Origin of the sequence: Kocuria salsicia (assembly GCF_007681555.1) — a bacterium.
Lineage (GTDB): Bacteria > Actinomycetota > Actinomycetes > Actinomycetales > Micrococcaceae > Kocuria > Kocuria salsicia.
On the sequence record NZ_VELE01000003.1, the window covers coordinates 26,161 to 45,188 of the forward strand.

Genomic DNA, 19,028 nt, shown 5'->3' on the forward strand with positions numbered 1-19,028 from the left:
CTATCCCCTAGTTGTTGGACGTTGCGTTGAGGTTCGGGTTGCGGTTGTACTCGTCGCCGACGATCCCCGTGTTGCCCTCGTCGCGCAGCTTCTGGATCTGGGCGTTGTACTCGTCCTTGCTCACGACGGACACGTTGAAGAGCATCTCGGAGTGGTACTCGCCGCACAGCTCGGCACACTTGCCAGCGAAGGTTCCCTCGCGACCGGTGGTGAAGCTCATGTAGTTCGTACGGCCCGGGACCATGTCGATCTTTTCGAGGAAGGCCGGGACCCAGAACGAGTGGATGACGTCGCGGGAGGAGATCTCCAGCTCGACCTTGCTGTCCGCCGGGAGGTACAGAGTCGGCAGGGTCTCCTCGACACCGGGCTCACCCGTGAGGTGCGCCTGCACGCCCTGGTAGTGGACGTCCTCGTCGAGGTAGTTGAAGTCCCACGCCCACTGCTTGCCGTACACCTGGATCTTCGCGTCGGGATTGTCGAAGCGGTCGGTGATGGCGGTCTGCGTACGGAAGGAGAAGAAGAACAGGCTCACGATCAGCGCAATGGGGACGATCGTGTAGAAGATCTCCAGCGGGGCGTTGTATGCGAGCTGACGAGGGTAACCGGTCTCATTCTTGCGCCGGCGGTAGGCGACCATGCACCAGAGCATGAGACCCCACACCACGAGGCCAACGCTCAGTGCCGCGATCCAGGAACCGATCCACAGGTCCATGACCTGGTCAGCGTTGTCGGTGGTACCCCGTTCAGTGGGCAGGAAGCCCACCTTCGACTGCTCCGAGCACGCGGTGAGCGAGATCGTCGCCAGGACTGCCACTGCCGAGACCTTCAGCGCTCGGCCGCGGCGGGTGCCGGTTCGAGTTTGCGAACTCACAGACGGCCCTTCCTCTTCTGTACGTGGGTTCGGCATCGGCCCTGCGCGAGGGCAGAGAGGACACGTCGCCCGTTAATGGTTCTCCCTAGGAAGCTTACCCCTCAGCCCCTCCATGTGCTGACACTGTGTCAGCACGCCGTGTCGCCCGGGAATCCGGGCCCGGAGCTCGTTAAAACCGCTTCCACGCGGGCCCGCGACATCGTGGTCTGCGCCGCGCAGCGGCAGCTGCGGAACCACCCCGGACACGGAGAGCGGGGGTGTACCCGGCCCGTGGGCCATGCACACCCCCGCTGCTGCGCGGTGTCCCCGCGGGGACTCAGTGGAAGGAGTCGCCGCACGCGCAGGAGCCCTGCGCGTTGGGGTTGTCGATCGAGAAGCCCTGCTTGGAGATGGTGTCCTCGAAGTCCACCGTGGAACCGCTGAGGTAGGGGACGCTCATCTTGTCCACGATGACCTCCACTCCCCCGAAGTCGCGCACGTGGTCGCCGTCCAGGACACGCTCGTCGAAGTAGAGCTGGTAGATCAGCCCAGAGCAGCCACCGGGCTGAACAGCCACGCGCAGCCGGAGGTCGGTGCGGCCCTCCTGCTCGAGGAGGTCGCGGACCTTCTGCGCGGCGTTGTCGGTGAGCAGCACCTCGTGGGTGGGCAGGTCCTGCATGGTCTTGTTGTCGGTCGTGACGCTCATGGTGCTCACTTTCTGTTCGACCCTGGGCTCACCCCGGGGTGCTGTCTGACCCTTCTGCCAATTCGAACGTCCAGGTGGGAGGAATCATTCCGTTCCCGGCGCGCCCTGTTCCGCGAGTGCCGCGAGGACCAGTGCCTCCGCGGTGACGGCGTGCAGGAAGTCCTCAATGTGCAGGGACTCGTTGGCGCTGTGGGCGCGGGTGTCTGGGTCCTCGATTCCGGTGATCAGGATCTGCGCCTCAGGATACGCCCGCGTGAGGGTGGCGGTGAAGGGGATGGAGCCTCCCATGCCGGCGGTCACGGCGGGGCGGCCCCATGCCTGCTCGAAGGCCCACAGGGCGATCTGCGAGCTCGTGGCCTCGGTGTCCGCGCTGAAGGCCGGGCCGGTCTCCTCGAGCTCGAAGCTCACGTGGGCGCCGAACGGCGCGTTGTCCTCGACGTGCTTGCGCAGCGCCTGTGCCGCCTCCTTCGGATCCTGACCCGGAGCGATCCGCAGGCTTAGTTTGGCGCGCGCCGTCGCGGCGATGGTGTTTGACGCCTTGTCCACCTCGGTGACGTCGATGCCGGTGACCGACAGCGCCGGCTGGGTCCACAGCCGGGACGAGATGGAGCCGCGCCCGGTCAGCTGCACTCCGTCAAGCACTCCGGCGTCCGCGCGGAAGCGGGTCTCGTCGTAGTCGACGTCCGTGTGGTCCTCGCTCAGCAGCCCCTCGATGGCCACTGCGCCGTCGTCGTCGTGAAGGGTGGCGATCAGTCGGGAGAGCACCGTGGGGGCATCCAGGACCGGGCCGCCGAACATGCCGGAGTGGACGGCGTGGTCCAGCACCTGGACCTCCACCACGCCGCCGACGACGCCGCGCAGGCTCGTGGTCAGCGCGGGCACCCCGACCTCCCAGTTGGCGGAGTCCGCGATCACGATGACGTCCGCCGCGAGCTTGTCCCGGTGGGCATCGAGGAAGGCCTCGAAGCCGGGCGAACCAGCTTCCTCCTCCCCCTCGACGAACACGGAGATCCCGAGCCCGGGCTCGCTTCCCGCCTGCTCGAAGAACGCGCGCAGGGCACCCACGTGGGCCATCACACCGGCCTTGTCGTCCGCGGCGCCGCGTCCCCACAGCCGCCCGCTCTTCTCGACGGCCTCGAAAGGCTCGGTCTCCCACAGCTCGCGTCTGCCCGGGGGCTGCACGTCGTGGTGCGCATAGAGCAGGATCGTGGGGAATCCGGTGGCCGCGGCCTTGCGGGCGACGACCGCGGGGTGGCCCGGCTTCTCGTCCGGGGCGGTGGGGACCCGCAGCACCTCGACGTCGTCGAAGGGCAGTTCGCGCAGCAGCCCGGCGACGGCGTCCGCGCTGCGGTCGAGGTCCGCGGAGTCGAAGGAGTCCCAGGCGATGCCCGGGATCGCCACGAGGGCGCTGAGGTCCGCGAGCAGCTCCGCTCGCGAATCGACGACGCGGCGACGCAGTGCGCCCACCGTCTGTGAACTGGGGCGGGTGAAGTCTGTGCTCATGGTCCCAGCGTAGACGGGACACCTGGGCACCGGCAGGTCACGCGGGCGGAAAGGCCGCTGCCCTCCGTTAGGCTGGTCGGGTGTTTGGACGCAAGAAGGCAGATCAATCCTCGGGTTCCACCGCAGTGCGCGCCACGGCCGTGAAGGACTCCACCGACTCCTCCGTGCGGGGTGCGCAGAGCGCCGCCACGGGCGGAAAGAAGGGTCGGCCCACGCCCACCCGAAGGGAGCAGGAGGCCGCGCGCCGTCGCCCCCTGATCCCGGAGGACCGCAAGGCTGCAAAGGAGGAGTCGAAGCAGCTCGAACGGGAGCGCCGAGCGCAGGCCCAGGCGGGCATGGCCGCGGGCGACGAGCGTTACCTGGGTCCGCGCGACGCCGGGCCCCAGCGTCGTTTTGCGCGCGACTGGGTGGACTCACGGTTCAACATCGGCGAGTACGTGCTGATCGTGCTGCTGCTCATCTTGGTGGTGATGTTCCTGCCGCTGCAGTCCGCCGCTCTGACCCTGATCTACATGGTCTACGGGTACATCGTGCTGTGCGTGGTCGACGCCGCCATCACCACCACGCGCATGCACTCGGCCCTGCGCCGCAAGTTCGGCACGGTGCAGCGCGGCACCCGCTGGTACGCCGCCATGCGCACCTTCACCATCCGCCGTCTGCGCCTGCCCAAGCCACAGGTGCGCCGCGGTGAGCGCCCCGCCTGATCCACCACGGGCCGTTGTGCCCGTCATCTGCCATGACGATGGGCCGGACCACCGAGCGGTGGACCGGCCCTTCGTCACGACAACAGCTGGGGATCTCAGCGGCCCCGGCGCGCTGCCTTCACCAGGCCCCGGTTGATCCGCGCCGCCCAGAACGGCCCCTCGTAGAGGAACGCCGTGTAGCCCTGGACGAGCGAGGCGCCGGCATCCAGCCGCTCCTGGACGTCCTGGGCCGTGGTCACTCCGCCCACGGAAACGAGGACCAGGCGGTCACCCACGTGCTCGCGCAGCAGGTGCAGCACCTCCAGGGAACGACGCCGCAGCGGGGCCCCCGAGAGTCCGCCCACGCCGTCCGCGGCCACCTCTTCGGCGGGGGTCCGCAGCCCCAGCCCCTCGCGGGCGATCGTCGTGTTGGTGGCGACGATGCCATCCAGGCCCAGGTCCAGGGCAAGGTCCGCCACCGCGAGGACGTCCTCATCCGCGAGGTCCGGCGCGATCTTCACCAGCAGCGGCACCCGGCGTGACGTGACGCGGTCCGCCTCTTCCCGCACAGCCCCCAGCAGCGGCCGCAGGGCGTCGAGCTCCTGGAGCTGTCGTAGTCCGGGCGTGTTGGGCGAGGACACGTTGACCACGAGGTAGTCCGCGTAGGGCGCGAGGACGCGCGTGCTGTGGACGTAGTCCTCCGTGGCGTCCTCGAGCCCCACGGCCTTCGTCTTGCCGATGTTCACGCCGACCACCGGGCGGGGCCTGCTCGTGCGAATTGCCCGTCCCGCGAGGCTCTGCAGCGCCGAGACGACCCGGGGGGCCACGGCCTGTGCACCGTCGTTGTTGAAGCCCATCCGGTTGATGACGGCCCGGTCCGCCACAAGCCGGAACAGCCGCGGGCGGGGGTTGCCGGGCTGTCCCTGGCCGGTAACGGTGCCGATCTCCACGTGGCCGAAGCCGAGGTCCGTGAGCGCGTGGGTTCCCGTGGCTCCCTTGTCGAAGCCCGCGGCCAGCCCAAAGGGTGAGGGGAACGTGAGGCCCATGACCTGCACCTCGCTGCCGGGTGCCGGTGCCGTCACCCGGCTCAGTACACGGCCCAGACCGCAACGGTGGGCGAGCTTGATCCCGGCGAAGCCCAGCGTGTGGGCGAGCTCGGGGTCCATCCAGGAGAAAGCGACTCTGAAGAAGGTGGGATACACACGCATGGGAGCAGTTTTCCACACGGGCGCCTGTGCGCCGCTCTCCCTTTGAGTGGGGAGCCATCCTCCATGCGGGGAGGACGGAAGGCAAGTAATCATAGTTTCAGGTGAAGGTTGACATATATATTTTGAGTTTCAGCAAAACCTTCATCCTCCGTGTGGGATGTGGTGGGCTACTCCCCCGGTTCAGCGTCCGGTGCGCGGTCCACCGCTCCGCCATAGCGGCGGTCGCGGTCCACGTAGTCCTCGACCGCGCGCCACAGCACCCGCCGGTCCACGTCGGGCCACAGGACGTCTAGGAACACCATCTCCGCGTATGCCGACTGCCACAGCATGAAGTTGGACAGCCGCTGCTCCCCCGAGGAGCGCAGGAATATGTCCACGTCCGGCAACTGGGGCTCGTCCAGGTAGCGCTGGACGGTGGCCTCGGTGATGGACCCCGGTTTGAGCCGTCCCTCCGCGGCATCACGGGCCATCGCGGCCGCGGCGTCCGCGATCTCGGCCCGTCCGCCGTAGTTCACACACATGGTCAGGGTGATGACGTCATTGTCCTGCGTCTCCTGCTCCGCGGTCTCCAACCGCTTGATGACCGAGCCCCACAGCCGGGGTCGGCGCCCGGCCCACCGGACCTTGATCCCCCACTCCTGGAACGTGGGCAGCTGACGTGCCATGACGTCCCCCGTGAAGTTCATGAGAAAGGCCACCTCCGCCGGGGAACGTTTCCAGTTCTCCGTGGAGAACGCATAGGCGGAGACATAGGGGATTCCCAGCTCGATCGCACCGGCCACCACCTCCATGAGCGCGCGCTCCCCCGCGCGGTGCCCCTCGGTGCGCGGCAGCCCGCGCTCATTGGCCCATCTCCCGTTGCCGTCCATCACGAGCGCCACGTGCTGCGGCAGGGCGACGCGCTCCAGGGCGGGCGCGGTGGCGCCGCTCGGGTGCAGGGGTGGCGGGGAGAAGCGGTTCACGCGGGAGTCCTCTCAACGGGGGTGCGATGTCGTCTCCACCCTAGGACGTTCACGGCCAGCTCCGCGCGGCCATGCCGGGCGGGGCTTCACGCCTTGGCGCAGCCGTTGCAGGCCGTCAAGGGCTCACGCCTCCCTGCCACCGCCGCCGGGCTCCGACGTTCGCGTGACCGTTGCGTGCCGAGCTCAGGCCTCCCCGCGGTCCACGAGAGCCAGGGCCTTCACCGTGCGTTCCATGTGCCACTGCACGTACGCGGCCACCAGGCCGGCGGCGGCGCGTGCGGTGCGAGGGTCCGCGGCGTCGACCACGGGCCAGTCTCCCCGCAACAGACCGTCCAGCAGCACGAACGTCGAGGGGCTCGGCGCCGCTGCCCCCGGTGGCCGGCACTGCGGGCACACGGCCCCGCCGAGAGCGGCTGAGAACGAACGGTGCGGTCCCGGCGCCCCGCACCGGGCGCAGTCCATGAAGCTCGGCGACCAGCCGGCGAGGGACACGGCGCGCAGGAGGTAGGAGTCCAAGATGCGCCCCGGCGGGTGCAGACCGCGGGCCACCGCGGAGAAGGCCCCCGTGAGCAGGCGGAAGTGCTGGGCTGCGGTGTCGTAGTCGTCCGCGGTGAGCTTCTCGGCGGTCTCCGCCATGGCGGCCGCGGCCGTGTAGCGCTCGTAGTCGGCCACGATGCGCTCGCCGTAGGACCGCATGCCCACGGCCTGGGAGACGATGTCCAGCGTGCGGCCGTGCACCAGCTGCACCCGCGCCACGTTGAACGGTTCAAGCCTGGCGCCGAAGCGCGAGGTGGTACGTCGCACCCCCTTGGCCACGGCCCGCACCTGTCCGTGCTCCGACGTCAGCAGGATCACGATCCGGTCAGCCTCGCCCAGCTTGTACGTGCGCAGCACCACGGCGTCGTCGCTGTAGGAACGCGAAGCGAAGGTTGAGCGGGCCACAGCGTCATTGTGCCACCCGGTTCGGACACGACGACGCCCCGTCCCCGGCAGAGCCCACACCGTACCTGTCGCGGGCCGTAACGGTGGCGTGCTTCGCCGGCCCCGTGCAGCAACTGTTGGTGTCGCAGTGGTTGGGGCGACCGGCCGACGGTGCCCGGGCGGTGCCTCGAAGACGGTACCGTGCGGCGGCGTCGTCCACGACGGATGGAGAACGGGACCCCGCCCCACCGGGGCCGGGGTCCCCTGCGCTCACGGAAAGGTGATCAGGCCTGCCCCGCCAGCTGGGCGTCCCGGACGGCGCGGTTCACCCCGGAGATCACGGCCTTGAGCGAGGCTCGGGTGGTGTTGTTGTCCATCCCGGCACCCCACAGCACGCGGTCACCCACGGCCAGCTCCACGTAGCTAGCGGCCTGCGCGTTGGCCGCTGCGGAGAGCGTGTGCTCGGTGTAGTCCAGCAGCCGCACGTCCACGCCCTCCTCGTTGAACAGGTTGATCAGCGCGTCGATCGGGCCTGTGCCGTGGGCGCTGCGCTCGCGGTGCTCGCCACCGACGTCCAGGCCGATCTCCAGCACAGTGTTTCCCTCATCCTCCGCGTGGGTGGAGATGGACGTGATCCGGTAGTGACCCCATGTCCCCTCGCCGTCCACCTTGGCGGGCAGGTACTCGTCCGAGAAGATCTTCCACAGCTGCTGGGCCGTGACCTCCGAGCCGGAAGTCTCCGTGAACTTCTGCACCACACCGGAGAACTCGATCTGTGCGCGGCGCGGCAGGTCGATCCCGTACTCGCTCTTGAGCAGGTAGGCCACGCCGCCCTTGCCAGACTGCGAGTTCACACGGATCACGGCCTCGTAGCTGCGGCCCACGTCCTTGGGGTCGATCGGCAGGTACGGAACGGCCCACTCGAGGTCGTCCACGGCCACGCCCTGGGCCTGGGCATCCTGCTGCATGGACTCGAAGCCCTTCTTGATCGCGTCCTGGTGCGAGCCGGAGAACGCGGTGAAGACGAGGTCCCCGCCGTAGGGGCTGCGCTCCGGAACGGGCAGCTGGTTGCAGCGCTCCACGGTGCGGCGGATCTCCTCGATGTCCGAGAAGTCGATCTGCGGGTCCACACCCTGCGTCAGCAGGTTCAGGCCCAGGGTCACCAGGTCCACGTTGCCCGTCCGCTCACCATTGCCGAACAGGCACCCCTCAATGCGGTCCGCGCCGGCCAAGTAGCCCAGCTCGGCGGCGGCAACCCCGGTGCCGCGGTCATTGTGGGGGTGCAGGGAGAGGATGATGTCCTCCCGCTGGTAAAGGTGCCGGCCCATCCACTCGATCGAGTCCGCATAGACGTTGGGGGTGGCCATCTCCACCGTAGCCGGCAGGTTGACGATCATCTTGCGGCCGTTGCCGATCTCGAAGGTCTCCGCCACCTCGTTGCAGATCCGGGCGGCGAACTCCAGCTCGGTGCCCGTGTAGGACTCCGGCGAGTACTCGTAGGTGACGGCGGTGTGCTTGAGCTGCTCCTCGTACTTGCGGCACAGCCGGGCTCCAGTGAGGGCGATGTCCACGATGCCGTCCATGTCTTGCTTGAACACCACGCGCCGCTGCAGCGTGGAAGTGGAGTTGTACAGGTGCACAATCGCGTGCGGGGCGCCGTCGATGGCCTCGTACGTGCGTTCGATCAGGTGCTCGCGGGACTGCGTCAGCACCTGGATGGAGACGTCCTCGGGAATGTGGTCACCCTCGACCAGGGTGCGCACGAAGTCGAAGTCCGTCTGCGAGGCCGAGGGGAAACCAACCTCGATCTCCTTGTAGCCCATGCGCACAAGCAGCTGGAACATCTGCAGCTTGCGCTCGGAGTTCATGGGATCGATCAGCGCCTGGTTGCCGTCACGAAGGTCCACGGCGCACCAGCGCGGCGCCGTTGTCGCCACCTTGTCCGGCCACGTGCGGTCGGACATGTCGAACGGGAACTTCTGGTGGTACGGGGTGTACTTGTGAACCGGCATGCCGGAGGGGCGTTGCACATTCTTCACGGGAGGGGGCCTTTCGATCTGTGACTGTGGGCCGGCACCACGGAACTCCGCAGCGGGTGGTCGGCCGTCAATAGGATCGTTCAGGCCCCGCTGCGGCACATAAGCACGAGTCGCTTCATGTCCTGCCGCATGTGATCCAACGTACCACTAGGCACGTTGGCCCCCGGCCCCGTTACTCGTCCGCAGTCGCCTGGCACGTGAACTGCTCGGCCGTCTGGCCCTGCAGGTCGTCCGGGAGGGACAGGTTCTTGTCCATCCTGTCCCCACTCACGAAGTCCTGGCCCACGGCCACCTCCACACCCGTGACCTCGTAGGAGGCGGTGAGCTGGCTCGCGGAGACGTTGAGGAGTTCGGCGACGTCATCCGCCGCGGCCGCCCAGTTCGGGTTGTAGAAGATCTGCGTGGCGGAGAGCTGCGCACCGGACTTCTCGGTGGCGGCGTGGTCGTATCCGGCCTTCTTCAGCACCGAGACGAGCTGGCTGTCCCGGCCCCCGGCGTCCGAGCGGTTGGAGACGGCCAGCGGCACCGTGGCGGGGTCCAGCGCGGGCCCTGTGGCGCTCGGTGTGGCGGACGGGGAAGACGTCGCCCCGGCCGTCGAGTGACCGGCCCCGCTGCCGGAGGTCGCGACGTCCGAGGACTCACCGCTCGGGGACGCGGAAGTGCCGTCCTGCGCCCGCGTGACCGAGACGTCGTCGCGCAACGTGGCGAAGAGCTTCTCGGCGCCCTTCTCGTCCAGCTGCAGCCGGTTCGGGTCCTCGGGGTAGACCTCGGTCGGGGCCGTGACGAACGCGATCTTCCCGGGGTCGATGCCGTTGAACGTGCGCGCGATGCCCACGAGCGTGGGGATCGAGGTGAGACCCGAGTCCACGTGCAGGTTCTGGGTCATGACCTCCGCGATGTGGTAGAGCTCCGGGAGGTTCGTGAGGGTCCCGTCGGACTGGATCTTGCGCGTCAGGGACGCCAGGAACGACTGCTGGGAGCGGATCCTGGCCTCGTCCCCACCGTTGCCGAACGCCGCGCGGGAGCGCAGGAACGCCAGCGCCTGTTCGCCCTCCACGGAGGAGATGCCCGCGGGCAGCTTCAGCCCGGACTTCGGATCGTCCACGGCGTTGTTCACGCACACCTCGACGCCGCCCACCGCGGAGGAGAGCTCCTTCACGGCGTTGAAGTCCGCGAGCATGAAGTGGTCGATGTTGACGCCCGTGAGCTCGTTGATGGCCGCCACGGTGCAGCCGGGTCCGCCGCGCTCCACCGCGCTGTTGAGCATGTCCGTCTCCGCGGCGTAAACCTTGCCGGAGTCCGGGTCCGTGCACTGCGGGATCTCCACCATCAGGTCCCGGGGAAAGGACACCACGGTCACGGCATCCCTGCTCTGCGTGACGTGCAGGAGCATCATCACGTCCGTGCGGCCTTCGGAGTCGTCCTTGCTGCCGTACTCGGAGTTGCCCGTGCCGCTGCGGGTGTCCGAGCCCATCACGAGGATGTCGAGCGGGCCGTCGTCCACTGCCTCCGCGCCGTCGGAGAGGTTCAGGGGGCTGGACTGTAGGTTTCCCGTCAGCCGCAGCGCGGCAATACCACCGATCCCGATTGCCGCGATCAGGGCGAGGACCGCCAGGATCACGCCGATCCTGCGGGCGGAGGCACGGTGCTCACGGGCCCTGTGGTGGCGCCCGGTCTGCCGCAGGTCGAAGGGCTCCCCCTCCCGGTTCGTGCGACGTGCCGGGTGCGTGACCCAAGGCGCCGTGGTCTCCTGCGCGCGGCGACCGCGACGGGGTGCTGAGCTGGGATCCACCGGTGACGTCTCCTGCAGTCTTTCGCTGTCTGGGGCGGGGCCGGGGGCGGCGCCCCGACCGCTCGGCCACGATACGCCCCGTCCCTCCGTGTGCGGTGTGGGCGGGGTCAGAATCCCAGCTTGGACAGCTGCTTGGGATCCCGCTGCCACTCCTTGGCGACCTTGACGTGCAGGTCCAGGTAGATGCGCGTGCCCAGCAGTGCCTCGATCTGCTCGCGCGCCTTGGTCCCGATCTCCCGCAGCCGCGCACCGCGCTTGCCGATCACGATGGCCTTCTGCGAGGACCGCTCCACGTACACGCTCGCGTGCACGTCCAGCATGGGGTTCTCGGGCGAGCGGCCTTCCCGTTCGGAGACCTCGTCCACGACCACGGCGAGCGAGTGTGGCAGCTCGTCGTGCACGCCCTCCAGTGCGGCCTCGCGGATCAGCTCGGCCATCATGGTGACCTCTGGCTCGTCCGTGAGGTCACCCTCGGGGTACAGCGGCGGGGAGACCGGCATCAGAGACACGAGCAGCTCTGCCAGCTCGTCCATCTGGTAGCCGTCCGTTGCGCTCACGGGGATCACGTGGGCCCAGCCGGCGTCCTGGTCCTCCGTGGCGGGTACCTTCTCCGACCGGGAGCCTGTGCCGCCCGACGACGCCGCGGCGCGCCGTCGTCGCCGTGCCTCGCGCTGGGCGCGCTCCTCGGACACGACCTCGCGGCCCAGCTCGCTCACGGCGATCAGCTGCTCGGCGAGCCGGTCCTGGGGCACGAGGTCCGCCTTGGTGACGATCGCGACCACGGGGGTGCTGCTCACGGCGGCCACGACCTGCTGGGCGATGAAGCGGTCCCCGGGGCCCACCTTTTGATCCGCGGGAACGCAGAACCCGATGACATCCACCTGGCTCAGGGTCTCCGCGACCACGTCGTTCAGCCGCTGCCCCAGCAGAGTCCGGGGCCGGTGCAGGCCCGGCGTGTCGACGAGGATCAGCTGCCCGTCCGGGCGGTGCACGATGCCTCGGATGGTGTGGCGCGTGGTCTGTGGACGGTTGGACGTGATGGCCACCTTGCGGCCCACCAGAGCGTTGGTCAGGGTGGACTTGCCCACGTTGGGCCTGCCCACGAACACGGCGAAGCCGGCCCGGAAGTCCGCGCCGTGCTCGGCGGTGGTGTCCTGCATCATGGTGTGTCCTCGCTCCTGCGTTCGATCGGGGTGCGCCTGTGGGGACAGCGCGCGGGGTCCTGCGGCTGCCCGGGGTGTGGCACCGGCGTCACGTCATGGTCTCCACGGGGGCATCGCGGCCCAGGAACTCCTCGAGCAGCGCGCGCTGGGCGGCGAACATCCTGGCGCGCTCCTCCTCCTGCGCGTGGTCGTGGCCTAGCAGGTGCAGCAGCGAGTGCGCCGTGAGCAGGCACAGCTCGTCCTGCGTGCTGTGCCCCGCGGCCTGCGCCTGGCGCTGCGCCACGGGCGGGCACAGCACCACGTCCCCGAGGACGCCCAGGCTGGGCTCCTCCGGGGTGCCCTCGCGCAACTCGTCCATGGGGAAGGACATCACGTCCGTGGCACCGGGCAGGTCCAGCCACTGCTCGTGCAGCTCGGCCATGCGCTGTTCGTCCACCACCGCGATCGAGACCTCGGTCTCAGGGTGGAGGTGCCACCGGGTGAAGGCGAGGTCCACGAGGGCCGCCAGCTGGTCCGTGTCCACCGCGCGGTAGCACTCCTCGAACCCTTCGAGCTCCTGCGGTCCGTCCCACGGCAGGTCGAACGAGACGCTCACAGCGCGCCACCCGCCGGCCCCGTGGCCTGGTCCGCTCCTGCTCCGTCGGCCCCAGCTCGCTCACCAGCAGCGGCCGCCCGGTGCACGGCCGCCGCACGGCGGTCCTCCTTGCGGTGCGCGCGCTCCATGCGGTGCCGGTTGGTGGTGTCGAACTGGTCGTAAGCGGCCACGATCTCCCCCACCAGCTCGTGGCGCACCACGTCCTCGGCGGTCAGCTCGCAGAACGCGATGTCGTCGATCTTTCCCAGCACGTGCTGCACCTGACGCAACCCGGACTTCGTGGAGCCCGGCAGGTCCACCTGGGTGACGTCCCCGGTGACCACGATGCGCGAGCCGAAGCCCAGCCGCGTGAGGAACATCTTCATCTGCTCGGGAGTGGTGTTCTGAGCCTCGTCCAGGATCACGAAGGCGTCGTTGAGGGTGCGCCCGCGCATGTAGGCCAGCGGAGCCACCTCGATGGCCCCCGCCTCCATGAGCCGCGGGATGGACTCGGGATCCATCATGTCGTGCAGCGCGTCGTAGAGCGGGCGCAGGTAGGGGTCGATCTTGTCGTTGAGCGAGCCCGGGAGGAAGCCCAGGCGCTCGCCGGCCTCCACCGCGGGGCGCGTGAGGATGATCCGGTTCACCTCCTTGGCCTGCAGCGCGCGCACGGCCTTGGCCATGGCCAGGTAGGTCTTGCCCGTGCCTGCCGGTCCGATTCCGAAGACCACGGTGTGCTCGTCGATCGCGTCCACGTACGTCTTCTGGTTCACCGTCTTGGGGCGGATGGTGCGGCCCCGGGTGGAGAGGATGCTCGTGGACAGTGCGCTCGCCGGGCGCACCTGCTGGGACTCGCGCATCATGCGGGCCACACGCAGCACGGTGCGCTCCGTGATCTCCGTGCCGCGCAGCGCCATCGCCAGCAGCTCCTCGAGCAGGGATGCCGCCAGCCGGGTGTCGAGCACGGGGCCCTCGAGGGCGACATCGAGGTCCCGCACGGTCATGCGCACCGCCGGGAACTCGCCCTCGAGGAGCCTCAGCGTCGAATCCGCCTGGCCCAGGCACCGCACGGCGGTGTCCCGGTCCGGCATGTGCACGGTCACACGGGTACTTTCACTGGGTGCAGCGGTCAGTGGTTTCATCCCCTCGGGTTGTTCTCTCATCGGGCACCAGCCTACCGGTCCCCTCCGACGCGCCGTCCGCCACGGTCCCGGGTTGCAATCGGGTAACGGTCCGCGCCACGGGCTCCCGGAGTTCGCGCGCACCCCCGCCGGTCGGTATCTTGTGAAGCCGTGAAATCATGCCGCCGGTGCCACACCGCGCGGTCCCACCCTCCAGGTTCTGTGTCGGAGAGGTGGGAACACGACGTCGCCGTGGCGCGGTCCCTGACCCCGCACCCGTCACCGAGGGCCCGGAGGAGGGCGAGCACCGCGTGAGACCGCGCCGCCGCGTACCACCGCGCACACCCCGCCGCTGGAGCCTCGCCGCGCTCGCTGTGGTCGCGTCCGTGGCGCTGGCCGGGTGCGGCACGGCCGCGGACCGCCCGGACGACAACTCCGCGGCCGCACCGGGAATCGGCGCGGCACCGGGCACCACGGACGAGGCGCTCGGCGGCGTGGCCACCGAGCAGGCCCCCATCTACTGGGTCGGCACGGGTGACCAGTCCGGCTACCTGTTCCGTGAGTTCCGCAACCCCGAGGACACGAGCACAGCGGACCCGGTGGCACGCGCCGCTGCCATGGTGACCCGTGCCACCCCCATGGACCCCGACTACCGCACGCTGTGGTCCCCCGTGAGCACGGTGGGAACCTCGGTGTCCCCGGACGGCATCATCACCGTGGACCTGCCCGCGGCGGCGTTCGGCACGCAGCTGTCCGAGAAGGACGCCCAGATGGCGCTGCAGCAGATGGTGTACACGGTCTCCGCGGCCGCCGTGACCGCGGGACTATTGGACGCCTCCACCGCCAAGGAGGTCCGCATCCTGGTGGACGGGCGCACCGGGTTCTCGGCGTTCGGCTCCGTGGACCTCTCCGATCCGCTGACCCGCGACACGTCCCTGGCCGCGCCCGTGTGGCTCATCGACCCCCAGACGGACGCGGACCCCGGCAGTCCCCTGACCGTGTTCCTGCGCGTTCTGCCCGCGGTGCACGACGTCCGCTGGGAGGTCACGCAGGACGAGCGCACAGTGCGCAGCGGCACGGTCGCCGCGGCCTCCCCCGGCTCGGACCCCACTGTCGGCACCGAGCTGCGGACCACCATCGACCTGGACCCGGGCGAGTACACGGTGCGGGTCGCGGGAACAAACGACCAGGGCACCGTGCTCGTGGACGACCACGTGATCACCGTCGCTGCCACGCGCTGAGGCGCATCCGCCGTACGCGGGCGCGCGACGTCGTCGTCATGCCGTCCCGACGAGGCGCGGGTGGCGTCCCCGGCATGCTGCTCCCCCGAGATCCCGGGGTTCGTCCCACCCAGCCCTCCCGCGGAGGGGGCGCTCAGCCCCAGAGGCCCAGGACAGAGTGCAGCGCGGCCAGGGCGGCCGGCCCGGCGGTGGCCGAGCGCATGACCGTGTCCCCGAGGCGCAGCGTGTGGGCCCCGGCCTCGGTGAGCAGCTGCGTCTCCGCATCGCTGATGCCGCCCTCCGGCCCGACCACCACGGCGATCCGGGTCCGCTCCCGCCAGGCGGTGACGTCGTGCCCGGACCACGCGGTGGAGGCGGTCTCGTGCAGCACGAGCCACAGGGTCTCCGTGTCCTCCGCCACGAGCCGCGCGAGGGCGGCGGTGTCCACCCACTGCTCCCGCCGCGGCCAGTGCGCGCGCCGGGACTGCTTGGCGGCCGCGCACAGGGTGGCGTCCCACTTGGCCATGGTCTTGGCGGCACGGTCCCCGCGCAGCCGCACGATGCTGCGCTCTGCCTGCCACGGAATCACGCAGTCCACACCGAGCTCGGTGGCGGTCTCCGCGGCCTGCAGGTCCCGGTCCCCTTTGGCCAGCGCCTGGACGAGCGTGAGGCGCGGCGCCGGCGGCTCCTCGTGCGCCACGGAGTCCACGGTGACGCTCATGCGGTCCTTCTCCCCCGCGACGAACGTGCACACCGCGCGGGTGCCGCGGCCGTCCACGAGGTCCAGGGACGCGCCCGCGCGCAGCCGGCGAACGGTCACGGCGTGACGGGCCTCGGGGCCGACGACGTCGAGGACCTCGCCGGGGTGCGCCCCGGTGAGGTCCTCGCGGTGGAAGACGGGATTCGTCACAGGTCGTTGAACCGGTCCCGCAGCCGGGAGAAGAACCCGCCGGAGTGGGAGGTGCTCACGGTGGTGCCGTCGTGGGCCTGCTCCTCGCGCAGCTCCGCCAGCCGTTCCACGAGTTCACGCTGCTCGCCGGTGAGGTCCCGAGGCGTCTCGACCTCGAAGTGCACCTGCAGGTCCCCGCGACCCTTGCCGCGCAGGTGGGTGACGCCGAGGTCGTCCAGCGTGATGGTGGCACCGGACTGGGTTCCGGGGACCACGTCCACGCTGCGCGTGCCGTCGAAAGTTTCCAGCGTCACGGTGGTGCCGAGTGCCGCGGCGGTCATGGGGATCCGCAGCCGCGCGTGCAGGTCGTCGCCCTCGCGCACGAACGTGGGGTCCGGGTCCACCTTCAGCTCCACGAAGAGGTCGCCGTTGGGTCCGCCGGCCGTGCCGGCCTCGCCCTGACCGCCCAGGCGGATCCGGTTGCCGGACTGGATGCCGGCGGGGATCTTCACCGTGAGGGGGCGGCGGTCGCGCACGCGGCCCTCGCCGTAGCACTCGTGGCACGGGTGCTCGATCACGGTGCCGAAGCCGTTGCACTGCGAGCAGGGCGCCTGCGTGGTGACCATGCCCAGGATGGACTGCCGCTGGTACTGCATGTGGCCGGAGCCGTGGCACATGGTGCACGTGGTGGGGCTCGTGCCGGGCTGGCAGCACGTCCCCTCGCACGTGGGGCACGTGACCGCGGTGTCGACGGTGATGTCCTTCTCCACTCCGAAAACGGCGTCCTTCAGGGAGATGCGCACGTTGATCAGGGCGTCCTGGCCCTGTCGCGTGCGGGACTGGGGGCCCCGCTGGCCGCCGGAGCCCGCGCCCTGGAAGAACGTCTCAAAGATGTCCGAGAAGCCGAACCCGCTGCCGGGGAAGCCTCCGCCGAAGCCGGTGTCCGTGCCGTTCTCGTTGCCCGTGGCGTCGTACACGCGGCGCTTGTCCGGGTCCGACAGGACGTCGTTGGCGTGCGAGACGCGCTTGAACTCCTCGGCTGCCTCCGGCGAGGGGTTCACGTCCGGGTGCAGCTTGCGGGCCTTCTTGCGATAGGCGCGCTTGATCTCTTCGGCGCTGGCGTCACGGCTCACGCCGAGGGTTTCGTAGTGATCGCTCACGATGTCGTCGCTTCTGCTTTCGTCTCTGGGTCGGTGGTCTGTGCCGGGGCGGCGCCGGGTGGCGCGTCAGTCCCCGAGGTTCTTGGAGAGGTAGCGGGCCACGGCACGCACGGAGGCCATGGTGGTGGGGTAGTCCATGCGCGTGGGGCCCACGACGCCCACCTTGGAGGCGTCCTGCGGGCCGTAGCCGGTGGCCACCACGGCCGCCTCGGCCAGCGGGTCGTCGTACTGCTCGGAGCCGATCCGTACCGCGACGCCGCGCTCGTCCTGCTGCATCTCGGACAACAATCGCAGCAGTGTCACTTGTTCCTCAAGCGCCTCGAGCACCGGGGAGATGCTCTGGGGGAAGTCCCCGCTGAAGCGGGCGAGGTTGGCGGTGCCCGCCCTCACGAGGCGCTGGTCGTCCGAGGCGGCGGCCAGCACTGCCACGGTGTCGGCGACGGCGAGCGCGGCCTCGCGGACCGGGTCTTCCACGGTCTCGGGGAGCTCGGCGACCGCGGCCGGCACGGTCTCCAGTGCCTGACCCAGCACGCGCGCCAGGACGGCGGCGCGCAGCTCGAGCAGGGCGTCCTCGGCAACGGGCGCGGTGAGGGCAACCGTGCGCTGCACCACGCGGCCGCTCGTGGGGATGAGCACCACGAGCAGCGTGTTTCCGCCGACGTCCACGAGCTCCACGTGGCGCACCGTGATCCCGGTGCGCACCGGGTACTGGATGACGGCCACCTGGTGGGTCAGCTGGGCCAGCAGGCGCACGGTGCGCTCCATGGCATCGTCGATGTCGTGGGCGCCGCCCAGGAAGACCTGCACGGCACGGCGCTGCGCAGGCGTGAGGGGCTGCAGCGCGGCGATCTGGTCCACGAACACCCGGTAGCCGCGGTCCGTGGGGATCCGACCTGAACTGGTGTGGGGTGCCACAATGAGACCGTCCTCCTCGAGGGCGGCCATGTCGTTGCGCACGGTGGCGGAGGAGACGGGCAGCCGGTGGCGCTCCACGAGCGCCTTGGAGCCCACGGGCTCGCGGGAGTGGACGTAGTCCTCCACGATGGCCTGCAGGATCTTCGCCCTGCGCGGATGCTCCATGTCTCCCACCTCCCGCTCGCGGATGTCCTCGGGCGCCCGTGCGGCACCCGGTGAACCGGGCCGCGACCAATTTTGGCACTCGAATCGGCACAGTGCTAATTCCGTGAGTCTAGTGGCCCTGCCGCGGACCGGTCCTTTGGTACGCTCGCGGCTGATTCGTCACCCGCGAGCGAGGAGCACCCCCGTGAACACACCCGGCTGGGGCTGGGGCCCGCAGGACCTCGGCAGCCCCGAGGTCTCGCGCCGCTCCCCCGCGGCCCGCGGGCTGCCCGTGGAGTCCGGCATGGTGCTCGAGGACGTCGAGAGCGGGTGGGTGGGCGCCGTGGTGAGCGTGGAGGTCGTGGGCGGCATGCGCGTCGTGGGCCTGGAGGACCGCCACGGCCGAGTCAAGGCCTTCCCCCTCGGTCCCGGTTTCCTGCTTGACGGCGAGCCCGTCCGCCTCACCCCGCCCGCACCTCGCAGTGTCCCGAGCGGGCCCAGAATTACGCGCTCCGGCTCGGTGGCCGTGGAGAACCTGCGCGCCTCGGTGGCCAAGGAGTCCCGCGTGTGGGTCGAGGGCTACCACGACGCCGAGCTCGTGGCGAAGGTCTGGGGCCACGACCTCGCAGTCGAGGGGATCGTCGTGGAGCCGCTGCACGGCATCGACGACCTCCCCGCGGCCATCGCGGAGTTCCACCCCGGCCCGGGCCGTCGTCTCGGGATCCTCGTGGACCACCTGGTCAGCGGGTCCAAGGAGTCGCGGATCGCGGATCGGGCGCTGTCTGTGCCGGGTGCGCGGGGCAACGTGCAGATCCTGGGCCACCCCTACGTGGACATTTGGCAGGCGGTGAAGCCTGCAGCCCTGGGCATCCCCGCGTGGCCCGTGATCCCTCGCGGTGTGGACTGGAAGACCGGGATGGCCAAGGCCCTCGGTATGCCCCACCGCACTCCCCAGGATGTGGGGCGGGCGTGGCAGGCGATCCTCGCCCGCGTGGACAGCTACTCGGACCTGGAGCCCGCACTGCTGGGCCGGGTCGAGGAGCTCATCGACTTCCTCACCGCACCGGACGGCTACTGAGGGGTTTTGGCACGTGGGGCGCCGGATGTGCCGTGTGGGACCCGTTGTCCCGGCCGACGCGGTTGGCGCGGTGGCCCCGGGCTGCCGGTGGCGCGGCGGC

The 19,028-nt window shown here is 70.0% G+C and carries 17 protein-coding genes; 3 read left to right on the top strand and 14 right to left on the bottom strand.

Going from position 1 to position 19,028, the window contains the following annotated elements:
• Positions 1-7: 7 nt before the first annotated feature.
• The 3 genes from ctaC to FS770_RS06570 form a co-directional block, all read right to left on the bottom strand.
• Positions 8-871 carry an aa3-type cytochrome oxidase subunit II gene (ctaC, locus tag FS770_RS06560; protein ID WP_186366717.1) on the bottom strand — a complete coding sequence of 288 codons (864 nt, stop codon included), beginning with the start codon at positions 869-871 and terminating at the stop codon, positions 8-10.
• 316 nt (positions 872-1,187) lie between these two features.
• Positions 1,188-1,556 carry a HesB/IscA family protein gene (locus tag FS770_RS06565; RefSeq protein WP_145010720.1) on the bottom strand — a complete coding sequence of 123 codons (369 nt, stop codon included), beginning with the start codon at positions 1,554-1,556 and terminating at the stop codon, positions 1,188-1,190.
• An 84-nt stretch (positions 1,557-1,640) separates the two neighbouring features.
• Positions 1,641-3,059 carry a dipeptidase gene (locus tag FS770_RS06570; protein ID WP_144942914.1) on the bottom strand — a complete coding sequence of 473 codons (1,419 nt, stop codon included), beginning with the start codon at positions 3,057-3,059 and terminating at the stop codon, positions 1,641-1,643.
• An 80-nt stretch (positions 3,060-3,139) separates the two neighbouring features.
• On the opposite strand from FS770_RS06570, the gene FS770_RS06575 reads away from it, so the two are divergent.
• Positions 3,140-3,763 carry a DUF3043 domain-containing protein gene (locus FS770_RS06575; RefSeq protein ID WP_145010723.1) on the top strand — a complete coding sequence of 208 codons (624 nt, stop codon included), beginning with the start codon at positions 3,140-3,142 and terminating at the stop codon, positions 3,761-3,763.
• Positions 3,764-3,858: 95 nt separating this feature from the next.
• Here FS770_RS06575 and FS770_RS06580 read toward each other — a convergent pair whose 3' ends face one another.
• From FS770_RS06580 to FS770_RS06615, 8 genes are all read right to left on the bottom strand, one after another.
• Positions 3,859-4,950, bottom strand: coding sequence for a quinone-dependent dihydroorotate dehydrogenase (locus tag FS770_RS06580; protein ID WP_145010726.1), 1,092 nt, complete (start codon positions 4,948-4,950; stop codon positions 3,859-3,861).
• A 167-nt stretch (positions 4,951-5,117) separates the two neighbouring features.
• Complete coding sequence (locus FS770_RS06585) at positions 5,118-5,912, bottom strand: isoprenyl transferase (protein WP_145010729.1); 795 nt, start codon at positions 5,910-5,912, stop codon at positions 5,118-5,120.
• 183 nt (positions 5,913-6,095) lie between these two features.
• On the bottom strand, positions 6,096-6,854 hold the full coding sequence (gene recO / locus FS770_RS06590; RefSeq protein ID WP_145010732.1) for a DNA repair protein RecO: 759 nt from the start codon (positions 6,852-6,854) through the stop codon (positions 6,096-6,098).
• Between the two features lie 263 nt (positions 6,855-7,117).
• Positions 7,118-8,872, bottom strand: a complete 1,755-nt coding sequence (leuA, locus tag FS770_RS06595) for a 2-isopropylmalate synthase (RefSeq protein WP_144942909.1) — start codon at positions 8,870-8,872, stop codon at positions 7,118-7,120.
• Between the two features lie 172 nt (positions 8,873-9,044).
• The gene (locus FS770_RS06600; protein WP_145010735.1) at positions 9,045-10,664 is read right to left on the bottom strand and encodes an LCP family protein; all 1,620 of its coding nucleotides are present in this window, start codon (positions 10,662-10,664) and stop codon (positions 9,045-9,047) included.
• A gap of 107 nt (positions 10,665-10,771) precedes the next feature.
• On the bottom strand, positions 10,772-11,827 hold the full coding sequence (locus FS770_RS06605; RefSeq protein ID WP_145010738.1) for a GTPase Era: 1,056 nt from the start codon (positions 11,825-11,827) through the stop codon (positions 10,772-10,774).
• An 88-nt stretch (positions 11,828-11,915) separates the two neighbouring features.
• Entirely contained in the window at positions 11,916-12,404 is a 489-nt protein-coding gene (gene ybeY, locus FS770_RS06610) for an rRNA maturation RNase YbeY (RefSeq protein ID WP_414672742.1), read from the bottom strand.
• A gap of 14 nt (positions 12,405-12,418) precedes the next feature.
• Positions 12,419-13,564, bottom strand: coding sequence for a PhoH family protein (locus FS770_RS06615; RefSeq protein ID WP_145010741.1), 1,146 nt, complete (start codon positions 13,562-13,564; stop codon positions 12,419-12,421).
• Between the two features lie 269 nt (positions 13,565-13,833).
• Between FS770_RS06615 and FS770_RS06620 the strand changes: the two genes are divergently transcribed.
• The gene (locus FS770_RS06620) at positions 13,834-14,763 is read left to right on the top strand and encodes a GerMN domain-containing protein (protein ID WP_238694004.1); all 930 of its coding nucleotides are present in this window, start codon (positions 13,834-13,836) and stop codon (positions 14,761-14,763) included.
• A gap of 133 nt (positions 14,764-14,896) precedes the next feature.
• Here the strand turns inward: FS770_RS06620 and FS770_RS06625 are convergent, their stop codons facing one another.
• The 3 genes from FS770_RS06625 to hrcA all read right to left on the bottom strand — a co-directional run bounded on the left by FS770_RS06625 (position 14,897) and on the right by hrcA (position 17,871).
• Positions 14,897-15,652, bottom strand: a complete 756-nt coding sequence (locus tag FS770_RS06625; RefSeq protein ID WP_145010744.1) for a 16S rRNA (uracil(1498)-N(3))-methyltransferase — start codon at positions 15,650-15,652, stop codon at positions 14,897-14,899.
• Entirely contained in the window at positions 15,649-16,791 is a 1,143-nt protein-coding gene (dnaJ, locus tag FS770_RS06630; RefSeq protein WP_055086304.1) for a molecular chaperone DnaJ, read from the bottom strand. Before dnaJ ends, FS770_RS06625 begins: the two co-directional genes overlap by 4 nt.
• Positions 16,792-16,857: 66 nt before the next feature.
• Positions 16,858-17,871, bottom strand: a complete 1,014-nt coding sequence (hrcA, locus tag FS770_RS06635) for a heat-inducible transcriptional repressor HrcA (protein WP_145010747.1) — start codon at positions 17,869-17,871, stop codon at positions 16,858-16,860.
• 184 nt (positions 17,872-18,055) lie between these two features.
• Here hrcA and FS770_RS06640 point away from each other — a divergent pair, with 184 nt between their 5' ends.
• Positions 18,056-18,928 (top strand): DUF3097 family protein, encoded by an 873-nt coding sequence (locus FS770_RS06640; RefSeq protein WP_055086309.1) that lies wholly within the window; start codon positions 18,056-18,058, stop codon positions 18,926-18,928.
• The last annotated feature ends 100 nt before the right edge of the window (positions 18,929-19,028 follow it).

Excerpts from the sequence above, each read along its gene's own strand:
- FS770_RS06570 (WP_144942914.1), bottom strand. The coding sequence starts at position 3,059 with ATGAGCACAGACTTCACCCGCCCCAGTTCACAGACGGTGGGCGCACTG.
- FS770_RS06580 (WP_145010726.1), bottom strand. The coding sequence starts at position 4,950 with ATGCGTGTGTATCCCACCTTCTTCAGAGTCGCTTTCTCCTGGATGGAC.
- FS770_RS06565 (WP_145010720.1), bottom strand. The coding sequence starts at position 1,556 with ATGAGCGTCACGACCGACAACAAGACCATGCAGGACCTGCCCACCCAC.
- FS770_RS06615 (WP_145010741.1), bottom strand. The coding sequence starts at position 13,564 with ATGAGAGAACAACCCGAGGGGATGAAACCACTGACCGCTGCACCCAGT.
- FS770_RS06605 (WP_145010738.1), bottom strand. The coding sequence starts at position 11,827 with ATGATGCAGGACACCACCGCCGAGCACGGCGCGGACTTCCGGGCCGGC.
- hrcA (WP_145010747.1), bottom strand. The coding sequence starts at position 17,871 with ATGGAGCATCCGCGCAGGGCGAAGATCCTGCAGGCCATCGTGGAGGAC.